Annotated in this window: 28 protein-coding genes; all 28 read left to right on the forward strand. The window is 26.9% G+C overall.

All coding sequences use genetic code 11. The features are described 5' to 3' along the window. Window position 1: 1 nt before the first annotated feature. On the forward strand, window positions 2–997 hold the full coding sequence (locus I2E98_RS05930; protein ID WP_195468048.1) for a hypothetical protein: 996 nt from the start codon (window positions 2–4) through the stop codon (window positions 995–997). A 140-nt stretch (window positions 998–1,137) separates the two neighbouring features. Next, complete coding sequence (locus I2E98_RS15985; RefSeq protein ID WP_243250970.1) at window positions 1,138–1,479, forward strand: hypothetical protein; 342 nt, start codon at window positions 1,138–1,140, stop codon at window positions 1,477–1,479. Window positions 1,480–1,507: 28 nt separating this feature from the next. Beyond that, a complete protein-coding gene (locus I2E98_RS05935; protein ID WP_243250973.1) occupies window positions 1,508–2,521 on the forward strand; it encodes a GspE/PulE family protein in 1,014 nt (337 codons plus the stop codon). After that, window positions 2,505–3,530, forward strand: coding sequence for a type II secretion system F family protein (locus I2E98_RS05940; protein ID WP_195468049.1), 1,026 nt, complete (start codon window positions 2,505–2,507; stop codon window positions 3,528–3,530). The genes I2E98_RS05935 and I2E98_RS05940 overlap by 17 nt, the downstream gene beginning before the upstream one ends. A gap of 10 nt (window positions 3,531–3,540) precedes the next feature. Continuing rightward, window positions 3,541–3,981, forward strand: coding sequence for a prepilin-type N-terminal cleavage/methylation domain-containing protein (locus I2E98_RS05945; protein WP_195468050.1), 441 nt, complete (start codon window positions 3,541–3,543; stop codon window positions 3,979–3,981). 9 nt (window positions 3,982–3,990) lie between these two features. Beyond that, window positions 3,991–4,419 (forward strand): hypothetical protein, encoded by a 429-nt coding sequence (locus I2E98_RS05950; RefSeq protein WP_195468051.1) that lies wholly within the window; start codon window positions 3,991–3,993, stop codon window positions 4,417–4,419. Then, the gene (locus I2E98_RS05955) at window positions 4,412–4,903 is read left to right on the forward strand and encodes a type II secretion system protein (protein WP_195468052.1); all 492 of its coding nucleotides are present in this window, start codon (window positions 4,412–4,414) and stop codon (window positions 4,901–4,903) included. Before I2E98_RS05950 ends, I2E98_RS05955 begins: the two co-directional genes overlap by 8 nt. Beyond that, complete coding sequence (locus tag I2E98_RS05960) at window positions 4,900–5,343, forward strand: hypothetical protein (RefSeq protein WP_195468053.1); 444 nt, start codon at window positions 4,900–4,902, stop codon at window positions 5,341–5,343. Before I2E98_RS05955 ends, I2E98_RS05960 begins: the two co-directional genes overlap by 4 nt. 14 nt (window positions 5,344–5,357) lie before the next feature. Then, window positions 5,358–5,990, forward strand: a complete 633-nt coding sequence (locus I2E98_RS05965) for a hypothetical protein (protein ID WP_195468054.1) — start codon at window positions 5,358–5,360, stop codon at window positions 5,988–5,990. Continuing rightward, window positions 5,968–6,360: a hypothetical protein gene (locus tag I2E98_RS05970; protein WP_195468055.1), complete on the forward strand. Its 393-nt coding sequence runs from the start codon at window positions 5,968–5,970 to the stop codon at window positions 6,358–6,360. The genes I2E98_RS05965 and I2E98_RS05970 overlap by 23 nt, the downstream gene beginning before the upstream one ends. Next, the gene (locus I2E98_RS05975) at window positions 6,353–6,724 is read left to right on the forward strand and encodes a hypothetical protein (protein ID WP_195468056.1); all 372 of its coding nucleotides are present in this window, start codon (window positions 6,353–6,355) and stop codon (window positions 6,722–6,724) included. The genes I2E98_RS05970 and I2E98_RS05975 overlap by 8 nt, the downstream gene beginning before the upstream one ends. A gap of 165 nt (window positions 6,725–6,889) precedes the next feature. Then, complete coding sequence (efp, locus tag I2E98_RS05980) at window positions 6,890–7,447, forward strand: elongation factor P (RefSeq protein WP_133016754.1); 558 nt, start codon at window positions 6,890–6,892, stop codon at window positions 7,445–7,447. A gap of 317 nt (window positions 7,448–7,764) precedes the next feature. Further along, on the forward strand, window positions 7,765–8,130 hold the full coding sequence (locus tag I2E98_RS05985) for a CD1247 N-terminal domain-containing protein (protein WP_195468057.1): 366 nt from the start codon (window positions 7,765–7,767) through the stop codon (window positions 8,128–8,130). A gap of 248 nt (window positions 8,131–8,378) precedes the next feature. Then, a complete protein-coding gene (gene spoIIIAA, locus I2E98_RS05990) occupies window positions 8,379–9,302 on the forward strand; it encodes a stage III sporulation protein AA (protein ID WP_195468058.1) in 924 nt (307 codons plus the stop codon). Further along, the gene (gene spoIIIAB, locus I2E98_RS05995; protein WP_195468059.1) at window positions 9,287–9,805 is read left to right on the forward strand and encodes a stage III sporulation protein SpoIIIAB; all 519 of its coding nucleotides are present in this window, start codon (window positions 9,287–9,289) and stop codon (window positions 9,803–9,805) included. The genes spoIIIAA and spoIIIAB overlap by 16 nt, the downstream gene beginning before the upstream one ends. Window positions 9,806–9,823: 18 nt before the next feature. Further along, window positions 9,824–10,021, forward strand: a complete 198-nt coding sequence (gene spoIIIAC, locus I2E98_RS06000; RefSeq protein WP_195468060.1) for a stage III sporulation protein AC — start codon at window positions 9,824–9,826, stop codon at window positions 10,019–10,021. A gap of 9 nt (window positions 10,022–10,030) precedes the next feature. Next, complete coding sequence (gene spoIIIAD / locus I2E98_RS06005) at window positions 10,031–10,414, forward strand: stage III sporulation protein AD (RefSeq protein WP_195468061.1); 384 nt, start codon at window positions 10,031–10,033, stop codon at window positions 10,412–10,414. Between the two features lie 8 nt (window positions 10,415–10,422). Continuing rightward, entirely contained in the window at window positions 10,423–11,616 is a 1,194-nt protein-coding gene (spoIIIAE, locus tag I2E98_RS06010; protein ID WP_195468062.1) for a stage III sporulation protein AE, read from the forward strand. A 5-nt stretch (window positions 11,617–11,621) separates the two neighbouring features. Further along, the gene (spoIIIAF, locus tag I2E98_RS06015; protein WP_195468063.1) at window positions 11,622–12,206 is read left to right on the forward strand and encodes a stage III sporulation protein AF; all 585 of its coding nucleotides are present in this window, start codon (window positions 11,622–11,624) and stop codon (window positions 12,204–12,206) included. 26 nt (window positions 12,207–12,232) lie between these two features. Further along, window positions 12,233–12,850 carry a stage III sporulation protein AG gene (gene spoIIIAG / locus I2E98_RS06020; RefSeq protein ID WP_243250975.1) on the forward strand — a complete coding sequence of 206 codons (618 nt, stop codon included), beginning with the start codon at window positions 12,233–12,235 and terminating at the stop codon, window positions 12,848–12,850. A gap of 39 nt (window positions 12,851–12,889) precedes the next feature. After that, window positions 12,890–13,417 carry a SpoIIIAH-like family protein gene (locus I2E98_RS06025; RefSeq protein WP_195468064.1) on the forward strand — a complete coding sequence of 176 codons (528 nt, stop codon included), beginning with the start codon at window positions 12,890–12,892 and terminating at the stop codon, window positions 13,415–13,417. A gap of 83 nt (window positions 13,418–13,500) precedes the next feature. Beyond that, a complete protein-coding gene (locus tag I2E98_RS06030; RefSeq protein ID WP_195468065.1) occupies window positions 13,501–13,872 on the forward strand; it encodes an Asp23/Gls24 family envelope stress response protein in 372 nt (123 codons plus the stop codon). Between the two features lie 263 nt (window positions 13,873–14,135). Then, entirely contained in the window at window positions 14,136–14,540 is a 405-nt protein-coding gene (gene nusB, locus I2E98_RS06035) for a transcription antitermination factor NusB (RefSeq protein WP_195468066.1), read from the forward strand. A gap of 43 nt (window positions 14,541–14,583) precedes the next feature. Continuing rightward, a complete protein-coding gene (locus I2E98_RS06040) occupies window positions 14,584–15,432 on the forward strand; it encodes a tetrahydrofolate dehydrogenase/cyclohydrolase catalytic domain-containing protein (RefSeq protein ID WP_195468067.1) in 849 nt (282 codons plus the stop codon). Next, window positions 15,422–16,657, forward strand: a complete 1,236-nt coding sequence (xseA, locus tag I2E98_RS06045; RefSeq protein WP_195468068.1) for an exodeoxyribonuclease VII large subunit — start codon at window positions 15,422–15,424, stop codon at window positions 16,655–16,657. Before I2E98_RS06040 ends, xseA begins: the two co-directional genes overlap by 11 nt. After that, complete coding sequence (gene xseB, locus I2E98_RS06050) at window positions 16,635–16,850, forward strand: exodeoxyribonuclease VII small subunit (protein WP_195468069.1); 216 nt, start codon at window positions 16,635–16,637, stop codon at window positions 16,848–16,850. Before xseA ends, xseB begins: the two co-directional genes overlap by 23 nt. Then, complete coding sequence (locus I2E98_RS06055; protein WP_195468070.1) at window positions 16,840–17,709, forward strand: polyprenyl synthetase family protein; 870 nt, start codon at window positions 16,840–16,842, stop codon at window positions 17,707–17,709. Before xseB ends, I2E98_RS06055 begins: the two co-directional genes overlap by 11 nt. A 17-nt stretch (window positions 17,710–17,726) precedes the next feature. Next, window positions 17,727–19,586: a 1-deoxy-D-xylulose-5-phosphate synthase gene (dxs, locus tag I2E98_RS06060; protein ID WP_195468071.1), complete on the forward strand. Its 1,860-nt coding sequence runs from the start codon at window positions 17,727–17,729 to the stop codon at window positions 19,584–19,586. The last annotated feature ends 8 nt before the right edge of the window (window positions 19,587–19,594 follow it).

The following is a 19,594-nucleotide window of genomic DNA, read 5'->3' on the forward strand; positions in this document are numbered from 1 at the left end:
AATGGCAAAAAGAAAATTTAGAAGATTAATGATTATAATTCAGCTTATGATTACTACTGTATTTTTTCTAGGTTGCAATAATGAAAGCATAGAAGAAGTAAGTAAAATAAACTTAAATAAAGGTGCTTTTGTAGATGAAAGCACCAGTTATGAAACTTTTAATTTTAATTCAGAAAATACATATGAAGAAATAGATACGAAAGATAGGGTAATAACTAACTTTAATATAGAATCTAATACATATACATTTTATAAAGATAATAGTTTTTATGTAAATTACAATTCTAAAGATATAAAGATAGAGCATAATAAAATAGCAAATTTAAACATTTCACCAGAAGGAAATTATGTATTTTATTTTATAAATGATGAGTATTTAGAGCCAGCAGTTATGGATTTAAAAAGTGAAAAAGAAATACTTTTAGAAAATAAGGCTGTAATTTCAGGTCAGTTTATTGATTGGATAACAGACACTAAGTTAGCTTATTATGGAGTTGATACTGAAGGAAAAACTAGTGGTATTTTTACTTATGATGTAAAAACAAAAAAGGAAGAGAATCTTTACAAAATAAGTAATGGATATGTAAAGTTTTTAAAACATATAGATGATGGATTAGCTTTAGTAGAAGAGCATTACGGAGAAGATACAGTTCTTAATATCATTAATGTAAATGGAGAGGTAACTGAAATTTCAAGAGAAGTTATAGATATTAATGATATAAAGTCTGTTAATAATAAGCTATACTTATTAGGACGAGTAAAAAATAATAACTATTCTATTTATGAACTGAATAATGGAGTAGTAAGAAGATTATTATTTGATTTTCCAAGTGTGCTTTATGCAGAAAAAGGATTATCAGTTAATGAAGCTGGAGAAATATTATTTGTAGGAAGTAACTCAAATGGACAATCAGAGCATGTATATAAATATTCTGATGGAAGTGTAGTTTTAGTTAGTGATGATATAACAAACTGTAATTTTATAAATATTAATTAAAAAGAATTTAGAAGAATTTCTAAGTTCTTTTTTTTTATAAAAAGATTTTATATTGTTAAAAATTACAAAAACACAATGATTTAAAAGAAAATAGTATAAAACCAAGCGGAATGGAGAGTTTTATTAAGGGTGATTTAGAAATGGTAAGAAGTGAATTAATCAAGAGTATAGACATTTCAGTGGTAAGAAAGATAAATGAACAAAAAGCAAAAAAGATAAGATCATTTCCATTTAAAGAAAGTAGGACAGAAGTTTATATTTATGCAAGTAATAACAAGAAAGCTATAGTGGATGAATTTGAGTTTATATTTAGAAAAAATGTTGAAGTAGTAATGGTAAGTGAAGAGGAGTTTGAGTACTTACTTAAAATCGTATATCTAGGAAATAGAAAAGATGCTGATTATGAGGTTTTTAAGGAAGCTATAAATTTAAAGGCATCTGATATACATTTTGAACCATATAAAGATTCTATATTAAGTTAGATTTAGAATTGATGGATTATTAAGAAGTATGTTTATATTTGAGAATAAGGAGTATATAGCTATTTTATCGAAAATGAAAATAAGTTCAAATTTAGATATAACAGAAAAAAGAAAACCACAAGATGGAAAAATAACGTTTAGGTATAGTGAAAAGGATTATGATCTACGAATATCTATAATACCCATTGTATATGGAGAAAAGGCAGTTATAAGAATTTTATATGGAAATGTATTTAACTATTCTATAGACAAGTTAAATTTAACTCATAATCAGAAGAAGAAATTAAAATATATTATGAAAGTTAATACTGGATTAACAATTGTAAATGGACCAACAGGTTCAGGTAAATCCACAACTCTTTATTGTATGTTACAAGAACTAAATAAAGATGAAGTAAATATATCTAGTTTGGAGGATCCAATTGAGGCAGTAATACCTGGAATAAATCAAATGAACTTAAATAAAACACTGAATATTGGTTTTGCAGAGGGGCTTAGAAGTTTGCTAAGACAAGATCCTGATATAGTCATGTTAGGAGAAATTAGGGATGAAGAAACAGCGGAAATGGCAGTAAGAGCAGCTTTAACAGGGCATAAGGTTTATTCTACTATTCATACTCGAGATCCAAGAGAAGTATATTTCAGACTAGAAGATATGGGGGTGGAAAAATATTTAATAAGAGATTCTCTTGTTGGCATAATATCTCAGAGGCTTATTAGATTATTATGCAATAAATGTAAAAGTAAAATAGGAGAGAAAATTATAGATAAGGAAAAGAGAGAGGTTTTTAAAAGATGTGGATGTATGGAATGTAATTATACTGGATATTCTGGAAGAGCATTAGTAGCAGCTATACATGTAATTGATAATAAAATGAAAAATGATATTAAAAATATTTATAACAATACAGATATATTATCAAATATTGAAATGATAGAAAATTTAAATGACTTATTAAAAAATGGAGATATATCTATAGAAGATTATGAAAACTTCATAGAAATGGAGGGGATTGATTGCAGCTATGAAGAAGAAAGCTAGTTATAGAGATTTGGCTCTTATTGCAGGAAATATAGGAAAATTATATGATGAAGGAATTTCTTTACTAAATATATTAAATTTAATTGATGAACTACCACTAAAGAAAGAATATAAAGTGATGTTAAAGGAAATGGAAGGAATCATTAAAGAGGGAGGAAGTTTAAGTGAGGGATTTAAAAGGGGTGGTGCACTTATTCCAAGTTTTTTTAACTCTATGGTAGATATAGGAGAGAGAACTGGAAAAATAGTTTATGTATTAATGGGATTAGAAACATTTTATAGCAAATTATATTATGTTAAAAAATCTATTATAGGTGCATTAACATATCCTATGATTTTACTAGGTGCATTAGTTCTTTTGGGAATTTTCGTTATATGCTTTTTTATACCAAATATGAGTAATATTTATTCAGCTATGGGAAAAGATATCCCTTTAGCATATTCCAATATAATAATATTTAAACAAAGACTTTTTAATAATCCTATAATAGTAATTATACAATTAACTATTATATTTGTAATACTTCCTTATTTTATTATTAAAAACTTTTTAAGGCAGTATTTAGATATGTTGGTTGAAAAAATACCTATATATAACCTAATTAATGAATATATAGCTATAGTTTTAATGTCTGTAGTAATTAATAGTGGAATTAATATAGCAATAGGGTTGCAATATTGTTGTGAAAGTGAGCTTGGGAAAACTATAAATAAAAATATTAAAAAGATAAATAATGATATTACAGCAGGAAGAATGTTATCACAATCAATGAGTGAAACAGAAATGTTTTCTAAGTACACATTGGCACATATAAAGCTTGGTGAAGAAAGTGGTTCATTAGATAAGAGGCTTCAGTTGTTAGAGGAAGAGGTTTTCAAAAGTTTAACTGTAAAAATAAATAAATTAACTAAGATGATACAGCCTTTTCTAATATTGTTTATAGGAGTGATAATTGTAACTTTTATTATTAAATTTATAATGCCACTTTTAGATATGGTATTAATATGAGGTGTTAAAAATGAAAAGAGGATATACATTAATAGAACTTATAATTGTTTTAGCAATAATTGCAATATTAATGTTACCAACATTAAATATATCAAAATCTTATAGAGAAGTAATAGGAAGAGTTAAGGGAAAAAGCATTATGAATGAAATAAGTAATTTACTTAGTTATAGTAAATATTATTGTAGACATTATGATAGTTATGGAGTAATTGAAATTAATAGCAATGAAGGAAAAATAACATTTAAAGATACATCAGAAAAAAGCAAAATAATAAAAACTATATTACTAGAAGAGGGATTTAAATTTACTAGTAATAATAGTTTTGACGTAAGCAAAATAGGTCATATACTAAAATCCGATACTATAAGAATCATAGATAAAGAAGGAAAAGTATATAGAGTAACTATTTCAACTGGAGTAGATACAGTTAATATTTATGAAGGAGAATAAAATATAAAAGTGAGAAAAAAAGGAAGTATTTTTATAGAGACTATAGTTGGAGTTAATATTATTTTATCTATGTTTTTAGTAGTTGCATTATTAATAGGTGAAAATATAAAAAGCTCATTTAGGCGTGAAGAAATAGAAGAATCCAATAGGATAATTTACTGTATAATGCAAGAAATAAAATATAATACCACATTAGAAGAGATATTATATTTAACTAATACAGGCAATCTGGAATTAGAGAATTATGATGAGTTTTTAGTAGATTTATCAAGTTATGATTTAGAAGAAATGCAAAAAGGTAATGATATAGTAATTAAAGCAACTCCTACAGAAGATAAAAATAAAATAAAGATTGAGATAAAACTTAACTTAATTTCTAAGGATGAAAGTTTAGAGAGAAGTTTTTTTAAATATAGGTGGATGGATTATTATGAGTAAGCGTAAAGAGGGATATACCTTAATAGAGGTAATTATAGTTTTAGCTATAGTACTCTTACTTGGAGGTGTAACAATAACACTTTCTTATGAAACTATAGGAGACTATTTTATTAATATTGATAGATGTTATAGCGAGGATAAATTTGATAATGCATTATTAAATATAGATGCTATATGCAATAGTAATGGAATTATTTCTATAGATGAAAACAAAGCATTTACAGATAAATTAACTAATGATATTAAATCTAATAATATAGTTGTTACTTTCAAGGATATAAATGAAAAAGTAAAGGTAAAAATAATTTATTTAAAGAATGAAAAATTGATGATTAGGACTTTAAGTTACGATGAAGATACGGTGACAGTTGGAGATAATGCCATATTAGATAAGGTTAAGAGTTTCCAAGTTAAGAGAAAGAAAAATTTAGTTTACTACTATATAGAAAATAAAGAATCTAAAGTGAGAGGAAGGTGTATATGAAGAAAAAACAAGGGGTAGTAATGTTAGAAGTATTGATACTATTGAATATTCTAATTGTATTAATAGTTTACAACTCCAAGAGTATAATAGCTAATTTAAGTAAAACTGATCTTTATGAGATAAAAGAGGATATATTTTATTTAAATGAATCTGAGTATGATTTACTAAAGGAAGTAGAGGATTTAATTAAAAATGATGAAGAAATATTTAGTTTTATTAGTTTATATAAAGATGATTTAAATATAAATTACGAACATATTTTTAGTAAAAATGAAAATTTAAGGTTTGTTATATATGAAGGTAAATTATATTTAAAGGAAGTATTACAGGGTAAAACGGAAAGCATAAGAGAAATTGATGTGGTGTTTATTGATGAGGGTGAAGAAGCGGTAGAAGTTATTTTTAGACCTAAATTATATAAGATATTTTATATGGTATAGGAAGGAGAGAATATATGAAAGATGTTATAGTTTCTACTAAAGATGATTTTATATTTAAAAATAAACTATATGATGAAATTGCAATAAAAAGTGTTGTTAAAAAGGAAATTAATTTATTTATATTTGAAGAAAATATATTAATTAAAGAGTTTGAAAATATAAAAAAAGCTAAGGAAGATATTGTTGGAAAAATAGTAAGAGAAGAATATGGTGATGAAAATGATATTATGATTCATTATGAACACGATAAAAAAAGAAAAAAATTATATTTATACTCAATGGGAAATGGGAAAAAGGTTAAAAATATCATCAATGAAGCCAAGGTTGTTAGGGTAAGACCAATTCAATTTTATATAAAGACTATAGTAGAAAGTAAAATAAAAAAATTAAGAGATTACATTATAATTATGGAGCTAAGAGAAATTATATATTTATTATATATAAAAGAAAATTTTATTGTAAAAAGTTTTTTGAAAAATAAAAATGATTTTATTTTAAGTAATGAAGTAAATGATTTAGAAGAGGGATCAGTTGTGATAATAAGTAAAGAAGATGAAAATATAATTCCAGAGGAAATAAAATATAAAGTACATATTATATCCCTTGAAATAGGAGAAATAATAAATGAAAAAATATTTAAAGTATAAAGATTTTATTCCTAAAGAGTTTGTTGAAAAAAAGCAACTTAAAGAAAGTGAAGAAAATAGAAGAGGATATAAAATATTATTATTATTAAATATAATTTTATTATTGTTTAATATAGAGAGTATATCTAAAAAAACAGATGATAATGAGTATATTCCTGAACCTAAACAGACGTATATTGAAAAGGAAGAAATATTTAAGTGGATAAATTTATATGATGAAGATAGTATTGACTTTAAGATTATAAATGATGTTGCTGAAATAACATATGAAAAAAATAAAGATATTAAAAAACTAGAAGATTTAGGAGTTCAAGTAAAAAAGGTTACTAATTATGATGATAAAAAGGTAGTGAAGGTAGTATATGAGTAGTGTTAAAGTAAGTTTAAGCCAATATAAACAACCTATATTAGTAATTATAACTATTATTCAAGTTATAATTATGCTTTATTATTTTAAAATAGAAAATAGTATTCAAGATGTTAAAGAAGTAAACTATGCTGTGCCAACAAAATTAACATTTAATGAAATAAGTAATGACATAAATATAGATAAAAATATTGAAATATTAGAAGTTGAAGATTTAGGAGAAAAGTGGTATGTTAAAATAATGCTAAATGGCAATAACAAAAAAATAAAAGAAATAATCAATAAATTGGAAAAATTTGAAATATATAATTATGATATTAGTGGAAAAGATAATATTTTAACTGTAATATTGGAGTTATATAGATAAAATTATTAAAAATTTTGATGTTCTTAACGAAATAATTGCATTTCTTTAGTAATTTTGATAGAATGTTTTTGTTGTGTCATTAAACGACAAAGCGTATTATGATTATTTATTAAAAATATAGGTCATAATAACTATGAATTCAAGTGATTTGGAGGGAATTTTTTTATGATATCAGCAGGTGATTTAAGAAAAGGTACAACTTTTGAGTATGACGGACAAGTGTATACAGTAATAGACTTCTTACACGTTAAACCTGGTAAAGGGGCTGCTTTCGTTAGAACTAAACTTAGAAACGTTATTTCAGGTGGGGTTACAGATACAACTTTTAACCCAACTACAAAATTACAAGAAGCAGTAATTGAAAGAAAAGAAATGCAATATTTATATTCTGATGGAGAATTATACTACTTCATGGATCAAGAAACTTATGAGCAAATTCCACTAAACTATGAAAAAGTTGAAGATGCTATAAAGTTCATCAAAGAAAACATGTTTGCAGTAATTAAATTCTACAAAGGTGATGCATTCTCAGTTGAAGCACCAAACTTTGTTGAATTATTAATAACTCAAGCTGACCCAGGAGTAAAAGGTAACACAGCTACAAACGCTATGAAACCAGCTACATTAGAAACAGGAGCAGTTGTTAACGTACCTATGTTTGTTAACGAAGGTGATACTATAAGAGTTGACACTAGAACTGGGGAATACATGGAAAGAGTTTAATCTTAAAGTAAATGCTAGGTTTTTAAACTTAGCATTTGTTTTTTTAAGCGAGAATCTAAATCTTTGATTTAGTTATTCGAGCTTACACCTACGAGCGGATGTGAGTAGTGTGTTTCATATATTGAATCTAAATCTTTGATTTAGTTATTCGAGCTTACACCTACGAGCGGATGTGAGTAGTGTGTTTCATATATTGAATCTAAATCTTTGATTTAGTTATTGAAGCTTATATAAGTGTGTTCCTAGTTTCTCTTTTAAAGATTAGAAAATAAGGGTATAATCATATATATAATAATTTCTTCAAAGGAAGTGAAAGTATGAGAGAAATATATACTAAAATAGATCAAGTGAAAAATAAGATAAATGATATAAAAGATGAAAAATATGCAGATATATTTAATTCTTTAAGTGATATATTACTAGATTTATCTTCAAAGGTTGAGGATTTAAATTCAAGACAAGAATATTTAGAAGAAAATATAGAGTATATAGATAATGATTTAACAGATATACAAGATGAACTATTTGAAGAAGTAACATTTGATGATTTAAACGGATTAGAAGATGAATATGTTGAAATCAATTGTGAAAAGTGTAGTAAACCTTTATTTGTAGAACAACAAGCATTAAATAATAATAATGCTATTCCTTGCCCATTTTGTGGTGGAATGGCTAGAGATTAATACATAGTATATATTTATTAATATTTAATTCATTTAAAGAGCATAGGCTATTGCAATTAATTGCAATAGCCTATGTTTTTTTAATTAAATTTATGGAATTTATATGTCAGCAAATAAATATATTATTATAGATATTTATTTTGCATATGATTCAAAAGAAATATTTTACATATTTTTTTTATAGTATGAATAATTCGTTATTATGTGAAATAAAAATTAAAGAGAAGGGTAATTAAGGAAGTGATAATATGAAATATGATGAAGTTTATAAGATACTTCCAGAAAGTATAGGGAATAGTATTAAAGAATTTTTAATGAGTGATGGAATACAAGAAATAAGGATTAAAATAGGAAAACCTATAATACTAAATTTATCCTTTGAAGAAAAGGTATTAGATTATATTCCTACAAAAGATGATTTAAGGTATATGATAGCTAAAATTTCTAATTATTCACTATATGCCTTTGAAGAGGAAATTAAGCAAGGATATATTACATTAAAGGGGGGACATAGAGTTGGACTTGCTGGAGAGTGTGTAATGTCAAAGGGGGAAGTTAGGACAATAAAGAATATTTCATCATTGAATATAAGAATATGTAAAGAGATTATAGGGGCCTCTAATAAAGTTATGAAGCTAATTACAGAAAATAATAGAGTATATAATACATTAATAGTATCTCCTCCTAAGTGTGGGAAAACAACCATATTAAGGGATATGGCTAAAAATTTATCTAATGGAATGTATCAAATAAATCTAAAAGGAAAAAAAGTAACAATAGTAGATGAAAGAAGTGAAATTGCGGCCTGTTATAATGGTGTACCACAAATGAATGTAGGAATCAGAACTGATATTTTAGATAATTGTTTAAAAAAATCAGGAATGATTATGGCAATAAGAAGTCTTTCACCAGAAGTGTTAATATGTGATGAGATAGGAACAGAAGGTGATTTAGAAGCATTAAATATGGCTTTTAATTCTGGGGTCAACGTTATAGTTACAGTACATGGTTATGATGTAAATGATGTTTACAATAGAAAGGTCTTTAAGGAGTTAATAGATAATTGCGTACTAGAAAGAATTATATTATTAAGCAATCGAAGGGGGGCTGGAACTATAGAAAGGGTTTATAAGGTAAGTAGAGAGAAGGGGTTACAATGTTTAGAAGTTTAATGATTTTTTTTATGTTTCTAATTTGTACATTTATAGGTTTCTTTTGGGGAGAGAACTATAAAAGAAGAAGTAGTCAATTAAAAGAATTTCAAAAGGGATTTTTATTATTGAGTAATGAGATTATATATGCTAATACTCCATTGCCTGATGCATTATTGGAAATTAGTAAAAAGGTTTCTGAGCCTGTTTCAGAAATTTTTAGTGATATGTCATTTACATTAGAAAATGGTTATACAGGTACTATATATGAAAGTTTTGAAAGTGCTTATATGAAATCAAAAGAGAAGATGAATTTATCTGATGATGATCATAAGATTATAAGTGATTTTTTTAAAACTTTAGGTTCATCAGGAGTAACAGGGCAAGATAAGATTTTTAAGATTGTATTAGATAATATAGATATAAATTATAAAGAGGCTAGAAAATTTGAAAAAGAAAATATTAAATTATATAGAACGTTGGGATTGTCTATTGGTGCGATGCTAGCAATATTTTTTATCTAAGGGGGAGTATAATTTATTATGTTTGATGTAAGTTTGCTGTTTAAGATTGGAGCAATGGGAGTTTTGCTTATGGTTATTGAAAAAGTATTAGAGGGAAATGGGAAAAAGGAATTTGCAGTATTAGCCAATTTAGCAGGGATGGTTATTATTTTAGTTACTATTATTGGGATGATATCAAATCTTTTTGATACTGTAAAAACTATGTTTACTTTTTAGGTGGGTTTTATGGAGATAATTAAAATTGCATTTTTTGCATTTACTGCTTTATTCATATTCCTTTTATTAAAAGATAAAAAATCCGAAATAGGATTACTTGTAGTACTTTCTGCTGGAATAGGAATATTCCTTTACATGATAGGTCAATTAGCTGATGTAATAGAGTTTATTAAAGAGATTGCCAATAAAGCTAATATAGATACAGTTTATATTGGAATTGTGTTAAAAATTCTTGCAATTGCCTATATAACATCTTTTTGCAGCGAAATATGTAAGGATTCAGGAGCTGGGAGTATAGGAAGCAAGGTTGAGTTTGCTGGAAAAATTATAATACTAGGATTAGCAATTCCAATTTTAATGGCTGTATTGAATTCAATTCTTCAAATATTGTAGGTGAGAAAATGAGAAACTATATTTTAAAGATAATTTGGTCTTTGATAATTATAAGTATTATAGAATTTAGTGGAGTTTCAATATTCCATAATAAAATTGTTTATGCTGAGGAACTTACTACTATAACTAATGATGAAGAAGTAGAATCAAAGCTTAATAGTCTATATGATTATATAAATACAATGAAAAGTGATGTAGAGCTTATTAATGAATTAGATCCAATAAGTTATATACAAAGTTATATAGAAACTGGTGAAGGAAATTTATCTTTCTCAACAATTTTGAATGCTGTTATAAGTTTATTTTTTAGAGAAGTAAAAACTATATTATCATTGGCATTTTCAATTGTTGCAATAGGAATAATATGTTCATTATTTAAGAATATACAATCCTCTTTCTCAAGTGAAGGAGTATCACAGGTAGCTTTTTATGCTTGTTATGCCATTTTAATAATATTATTATCAAAAACTTTTATTATATCAATATCATTGGCGAAAGATGTAATTGTTCAAATTACAGACTTTATGGATAAAGTTCTGCCAGTTTTAGTACTTATGTTAGCTGCAGCAGGAGGGTTAACTCAAGCAGCTACTATGGATCCAATAATACTTGGAGCTACAATATTAATTCCTAAAATATATATGAATGTAATAATACCATTAATTTTAATAACTTTTGTATTACAGTTTACAAATAATATCTCAACGGAATCAAAGTTATCTAATTTATGCGGAATGATAAAAAAATCTACTGTATGGTTACAAGGGATTATTCTTACTATTTTTATAGGAATATTAACTATTAGAGGTATAACTTCTTCTACTATAGATGCAGTTACATTAAAAACTACTAAATTTGCTGTTGATAATTTTATACCAATAGTAGGAAAGTCTTTTTCAGATGCTATATCATCTGTAGCTGGATATTCATTAATTATAAAAAATGCAATTGGATCTATCGGGTTAATAGTTATAATTTTAATAATTTTATATCCAATTATTAAGATAATACTATCATCACTTATTTTTAAACTTTCAGCAGCATTACTAGAACCAATAACAGATAAGAGAATCACAAGCTCTATAGCTGCTGCAGGTGAATCTTTAGTATTAATAATGTCATGTGTTTTAAGTGTAAGTATAATGTTCTTTATTCTTATAGCAATTATGATATCAGCAGGAAAATTTGTTATAGGAGGGTAAGACAAATGGAATATATAAATAATTTTGTTATAACTTTAGTTGCTACAATGATATTCATGACAGCGGTAGAGATAATTTCTCCAGATAATTCTATGAAGAAATATATAAAATTTGTCTTAGGATTAATACTTATTTCAGTAATGATAAATCCAATAGTAAAGTTCTTTAATGGTGGTGAGCAAGAATTAGTAAACATTATAAAAAGTTATGAAGGTATGCTTTATGAAGGTACAACTAATGAAAGCGAAGAGAGTATAAGTAAAAGTCAAATAGAATCATTTAAAAATAACTTAAATAGTAATTGTGATAGTTTACTTAAAGAAGAATTTTCAGACAAAGATTTTAAATCAAATGTTAAATGTGAAATAGATTTAGAAAATATGACTTACAGCATAGAGAGCTTAGAAGTAGGAGTAAAAGATGGAGGAGTAAAATTAGTTGATAGTATTAAAATTAATATAGATGAAGAAAGTGAAGAAGCAGTATCAAATGAGGAAACAGTGGATAATGAAGAAGAAATTAAGAATTACTTATCAGAAGTTTTCAAAATACCAACAGAAAAAATAAAGTTATATAGCATGGGAGAATAATAAAGAATAGGAGGGTGAAGAGAGGTATGGATAAAGATAAATTAAATGAAGAGATGAATAAACTTATGCAAAACAAAAAATTTGTTAATTGCTTAATAGTATTACTTGTAATTATATTTTTATGGCTTGCAGTTAGTAATTTTATGGGAGATGATGCTAATCTAACTAAAGGAAATAACAATAATACACCTAGTGGAGCTCAAGAAGTTGCAGGTGAGGAAGGTGTTACTACATCTAAAGAACTATTAGATTATGAAACAGAACAAAAAGAAAAGTTGGAGGAGATACTTTCTAAAATTGATGGGGTAGGAGAAGTAGTTGTTAATATTTATTTTGAAAGTAGTGAAGTAAAAGTACCAGCAACAAATTCAAGTACTCAAACATCAGAGACACAAGAAGAAGACACTAATGGAGGAACAAGAGTAACAAAACAAGAAACAGAGGGAGCAACGGTAGTAATGCAAAGTGATTCAAATACAAGTGAGCCCTTTATAACTAAGACATATAAACCACAAATTACAGGGGTGTTAATTGTTGCAGAGGGTGCTAAGAGCAGTAAGATAACATATGATATACAAAAGGCTGTTTCAAGTTTATATAATTTAAGTTTGGATAAGGTTAATGTATATCCGATGGGAAGCTAGCATATATATGTTATATAAAAAGAATGGGAGGAATTAAAAATGACAAAAAAACAATTTGGGATTATTTTTACACTAATGGCTTTAATAGTATGTGTTGGAGTATTATCTATGAAGCTAAATGAAAATGGTTATAACGATCCAACAAGTTTGGAGGCAGTATTAAAGCAAAATACTGATGATACTAAAACTGATACAGCTACAGAAGAAACTTTAAGTACAACAGAATATTTCTATAGTATGAGGTTAACTAAAGAGCAACAAGATGAAAAGTATGTAGATGATATGAAAGCTATTACAGAAGATGCAAATGCATCACAAGAATCAAAGGATATAGCAAATAATGCATTAGTTGAAAAAGCTAAAATGAAAGACCAAGAAAGTAGAGTAGAATCAGAAATTAGAAATAAAGGCTATGAAGATGCTCTTTGCATGATCAGTGATAACAAAACTGTAAAAGTTTATGTAAAAGTAGATGATGTTTTATCAGAGGAAAATGCAGCTGTAATAAAGAAGGTTGTTGAAGATATTACTACTTTAACTGATGTAGATATAACATCAATGAAATAATTCATTGTAATATAAAGGCTCTTTTGCTATAATGAACATAAGGAAAAGTAGGTTTATATAATAAACCTTAAGGAGGTTAAGGCATGGAAAATGTAAACAATGAATCTACTGTAGGAATTGTTAAAATTTCTGATGAAGTAGTAAGTGTTATAGCAGAAATAGCAGCAGATGAAATTCAAGGAATAGTTGAAGTTCAACATGGAGTTTCAAGTAACATATCACAAATATTAAAAGGCAAAAAAGTTTCTAATGGGAAGAGTGTAAAGGTTACATTAGAAGAGGATAAAGCTATAATTGAATTAAATGTAGCTGTAGAGTATGGTATGAAGATTCCAGAGGTAGTAAGTGCAGTTCAAGAAAATGTTAAAAAGACTGTTGAGGCTATGACTGGCTTAAAGGTTGACAAAGTTAATGTCAATGTTCAAAACATATATGTTCCAAAACAAGAACAATAAGAAGCACTAGAAGTATAGTAAAAAACCCTCTGTAAAACAGAGGGTTTCTCATTGTAATAGAAAAAAATATAAGGTTTACATAAAAAATTAGATAGTAAATTTTAAAAAAATTATTTATAATAGTAGAAGTTGATTCGTAAAAGATTATTTTTATGGACAGAAATAAGATAATATTGTAATATACATATGTTTAATTAATGTAATATAAGTTTATAATACAAATAAAGAGATTAATGTATATTATATATACTCAGGAGGAAGTTATGAAAAGACAGAAATCAAGAGAAAAAGCAATGGAGTTGCTTTTTAGCATGGAACTTAGCAAAAATACTTATGAGGAAACAATAGAAAACTTCATAGAAGATTATGAGATGGATTTAAATACTATAGACGTAGAATATATAAAAAATGTTGTAAAAACAGTTACTGATAATGTAGAAGTTATTGATAAAAAGATTGTGGAATCTTTAGTTAACTGGAAGTTAGATAGAATTTCTAAAGTTAATCTTACAATATTAAGATTAGCAGTAGGAGAAATGATGTTTGTTGAAGATGTTCCAGGAAGTGTAGCAATAAATGAAGCAGTTGAATTAACTAAAAAATATTCAGATGAAAAAAGCTGTTCATTTGTTAACGGAGTATTAGATAAGGTTTTAAAAAGTTTATAATTAAAAAAAGAGTATTTTCGATAGAGTTAGAGGGGGCAAAAAAATGGGTGATAGAATAGATGGTAAGGCTATAGCTTTAGGAGTTAAGGATAACATAAAAAACTTTATAGAAACTAGAAAGTTAAATGGGATGAATATACCTAAAGTTGCATCTATATTAGTTGGTAATGATGGTGGATCATTATTTTATTTGAATAATCAAGAAAAAGTAGCAATTTCACTAGGATTGGAATTCGAAAAAATTCATTTAGGTGATGATGTAACAGAATATGAGTTAATTAAAAAAATAGAGGAACTAAATAATGATAATAGTGTAAATGGTATAATACTTCAATTACCATTACCTAAAAATATGGATGAAAAGAAAATAATATCATCAATATCTCCAGAAAAAGATATAGATTGTTTAACCTTTGTTAATCAAGGAAAGCTATACATGGGGGAAGAAACTTTTATGCCGTGTACACCTAAATCTGTATTAACAATATTAAAAAGCTTAAATATAAATTTAGAAGGAATGGAAGTAGTTGTAGTTGGAAGAAGTAATATAGTAGGAAAACCAGCTGCAGCATTAATGCTTAAAGAAAATTGTACAGTTACAATTTGTCATTCAAGGACTAAAAACTTAAAAGAAGTATGTAAGAGAGCAGATATTTTAATTGTTGCTATAGGAAAAGCTAAGTTTATAGATGATAGCTATGTAAAAGAAGATGCAATAGTTATCGATGTAGGAACTAATTCTGTGGAAGGAAAAATTACAGGTGATGTTGACTTTGAAAAAGTTATAAATAAAGCAGCTTTTGTTACTCCTGTACCAGGTGGTGTTGGAGCTCTTACAACAACTCTTTTAATGAAGAATGTATGTGAGGCTTTAGAAAAGTATGAAAATTAAAACTTTAACAGTATCGGAAGTTAATAATTATATAAAAAAAATATTAGATAATGATTTTATATTAAATAACCTTTCTGTAAGGGGAGAAATTTCAAATTTAAAATATCATTCAAGTGGTCATATCTATTTTTCATTAAAAGATGAGAATAGTAAGATTAATTGTATTATGTTTAAAAGTAAAAGCTTTGATTTAGATATTGTATTACAAGAAGGAATGTCTGTAGTAGTATCGGGAAGAGCATCTGTATATTCAGCAAATGGAACATTTCAGATATACTGTGATAAGATAGAACAAGAAGGTTTAGGAGAACTTCACATAAAATTTGAAAAATTAAAGGAAAAGTTAAGCAGGGAGGGGTATTTTGAAGAAGAGTTTAAAAAACCCCTTCCTAAAAATCCTTACAGAGTAGGAGTAGTAACTTCAGAGACAGGTGCAGCAATACAGGATATAATTAATGTTGTAAGAAGAAGAAATACAAAAGTTGATATTATTCTTTATCCAGCTTTAGTGCAAGGTGATGGAGCATATAAAACAGTAATTGAAGGTATAGAATATTTTAATAAAAAGAAAAGTGTAGATGTTATTATAATAGGTAGAGGTGGAGGTTCCATGGAAGAACTATGGAATTTCAACGAAGAACCATTAGCATATGCTATTTTTAAATCAGTAATACCTATTGTATCAGCAGTAGGACATGAAGTGGACTTTACTATATCTGATTTTGTAGCAGATTTTAGAGCAGCAACACCTTCACAAGCAGCTGAAGTAGTTGTTCCTTTAGAAGAAAATCAGTATAAGCAAATTAGTGATTATGAAGGCAGATTAGACTTTATAATAAGTGATAGACTTAGAGAAGAAAAACAAAGAGTTAAAAACTTAGAAAAAATATTAAGTCTAAATTCACCAAGTAATAGAATTGCAAATGCGTATTTAGAAATTGATAATCTAAAGGAAAAAATAGAAAAAATAATAGAATTTAAAATAAAGAGTAATAAAGAAAAGATATTTTCATTAAATAATATATTAAATGCACATAATCCTTTGAATATTTTAGCAAAAGGTTATGCTATAATAGAAGATGAAACTGGTAAAGTAGTTAAAAGCAAAGAATTTTTTGAAGGAACTACTGAAATAAAAATTTCTATGGAAGATGGGTATGTAAAAGGAAATTTTACTCCCATGGAAAAAGGGGGATTTTATCATGGCAAAGAAGGAAAGCTATAATGATATGTTAAATAATTTAGAAGTTATTTTATCTACATTGGAAAACGATGAGTTAAGTTTGGAAGATGCTATGAAAGAATATGAAAAGGGAAGTAAAATCATTAATAAGTTATATAAGACATTAGACACGTTAGAGGGAAAGTTCTTAACAATTAAAGATAATGCTGAAGTGGTGAAAGAAAATGAAGTTTAATGAAATGAAGAAAGAAATAAATGAATTTTTAGTAGCTTACTTTAGTAATAAAGGGACTTATAATAAAGTTATTTATGATTCAGCAAGTTACAGTCTTAATATAGGGGGAAAGAGAATAAGACCTATATTAATGCTTTTAACATATAGTATGTATAAAGATAATTGGAGAGATATATTAGAGTTTTCTTCAGCTATTGAAATGATTCATACTTATTCTTTAATACATGACGATTTACCTTGTATGGATAATGATGATTTAAGAAGAGGTAAGCCTACTAATCATAAAGTATATGGTGAAAATATAGCAGTACTTGCAGGAGATACACTTTTAAATGAAGCTATGAATTTAATGATGAGATTTTCATTGAAAAATGGAGAAAAATCATTAGTAGCAGCTGAAATGATTGCTTCTGCAGCAGGACCTGAAGGTATGATAGGCGGTCAAGTGGTAGATATCATAAATGAAGGTAAAAAAATAAGTGAAGATGAACTTAAATATATGCATATGAATAAGACTGGAGCACTTATTAAAGTTTCAATAGTGTCAGGAGCTATACTTGGGGAAGCACCAGAAGATGATGTTAGAAAGCTAGAAAAGTTTGGTGAAAATTTAGGATTAGCTTTTCAAATAAAGGACGATATTTTAGACGTGATAGGTAGCACAGAAAAATTAGGGAAAAATGTGTTAAGTGATGAAGAAAGTAATAAAACTAACTTTATTACAATGCATGGTTTAGAATATTGCATTAAAGAATGTGAAAGGCTAACAAAAGATAGCATTGAGATATTAGATAGTTTATCTGTAGATACTAAGGATTTAAAGGTTTTAACTAAAGAACTTTTAGACAGAGAAAACTAAACGAAGGAATGATAAATATGTCAAAATTATTAGAGGATATAAACTATCCACGAGATGTTAAAACTTTGACTAATAAGGAACTTTATAAGCTTAGTGATGAAATAAGAGAATTTTTAATAGAACAAGTATCAAAAACTGGAGGTCATTTATCCTCGAATTTAGGTGTAGTTGAGCTAACACTTAGTTTATATAAAACATTTAACTTTGAAAAAGATAAAATAGTATGGGATGTTGGACATCAAACTTATGTTCATAAGATATTAACTGGACGTAAGGATAAGTTTGATACATTGAGAAAATATAAAGGTTTATGTGGATTTCCTAAAATAAGTGAAAGTAAGTATGATGCTTTTGGTGTAGGGCATAGTAGTACATCAATATCAGCAGCTTTAGGTATAGCAAGAGCTAGGGATATTAAACATGAAGATTATAATGTTATTGCAGTAATAGGAGATGGAGCATTAACTGGAGGAATGGCATTAGAAGCATTAAATGATGTTGGTTTTAATAAAACTAATATGATTATAGTTTTAAATGATAATCAGATGTCAATTTCAAAAAATGTAGGTGGATTATCAAATCATTTAAATAAATTAAGATTAGATCATAGTTATAATAAATTAAAGGAAGATATAAATTCTACTTTAAGTAATAGTAATGCTGGTAAAACAGTAGTTCAATGTTTACATAGAGTAAAAGATAGTTTAAAGCATTTATTAGTACCCTCTATGCTGTTTGAAAATATGGGTATTAAATATATTGGGCCTATTGATGGGCATGATATTGAGTTAATGAATGAAGTATTTAATAAAGCTCAAGAAATTAATGGACCTGTAATAATTCATACAGTAACTCAGAAAGGAAAAGGGTATGAATTTGCAGAGAAAAATCCAAATAAATTTCATGGAGTTTCACCATTTGATTTGGAAAGTGGTGAAAGTTATATACCTGCAAAAAAAACATATTCTAAAGTATTTGGAGATACTATGTTAGAGCTAGCTGAAAAAAATAGCAACATAGTTGCGATTACTGCAGCTATGCCAGATGGTACAGGCTTAAAAGAGTTTGCTCAAAAATATAGTAATAGATTTTTTGATGTTGGAATAGCAGAAGAGCATGCTACTACCCTTGCAGCAGGGATGGCAAGTACTGGTTTAAGACCGGTTTTTGCAGTTTATTCAACGTTTTTACAAAGAGCTTTTGATCAAGTTATACATGATGTTTGTATTCAAAATCTACCTGTAGTTTTTGCTATAGATAGAGCTGGAATTGTAGGTGATGATGGAGAAACACATCAAGGAGTATTTGATTTATCTTATTTATGTGCAGTACCTAATATGGTAGTTTTAGCACCTAAGCATTTAGAAGAATTATCTATAATGTTAAAGTGGGCTTTGAATCAAAATGGACCTGTTGCAATAAGATATCCAAGAGGAGCAGATTGTTGTGAAGATCTAACTGCACTTAAAGAAATAAAATACGGAAAATGGGAAAAGATAATTAATGGAGAGAAAGTTGCTATAATAGCTGTAGGAAAAATGGTACAGCATGCAATGATTGCAAGAAAATCATTAATTAAAAAAGGAATTAATCCTACGATTATAGGAGCAACTTTTGTAAAGCCTATAGATACTGAAATGTTAAAAGAGCTGGTTGATGAAGGATATAGCATTATAACTATTGAGGATAATGTTATAAATGGCGGATTTGGAAGCTATGTATTAATGGAATTAAGTAAGCTTAATTTTAAGAGTAAATTTAAATCTTTAGGATTTGATGATAAATTTGTTCCACATGGAGATATTAACTTACTATATAAAGATGCAGGTCTTGATGCAGAAGCTATAGAAAAATGTGTTATAAACATTTTAAGATAAAGGAGAAA

Source organism: Clostridium sp. D43t1_170807_H7 (genome assembly GCF_015555905.1).
Lineage (GTDB): Bacteria > Bacillota > Clostridia > Clostridiales > Clostridiaceae > Clostridium.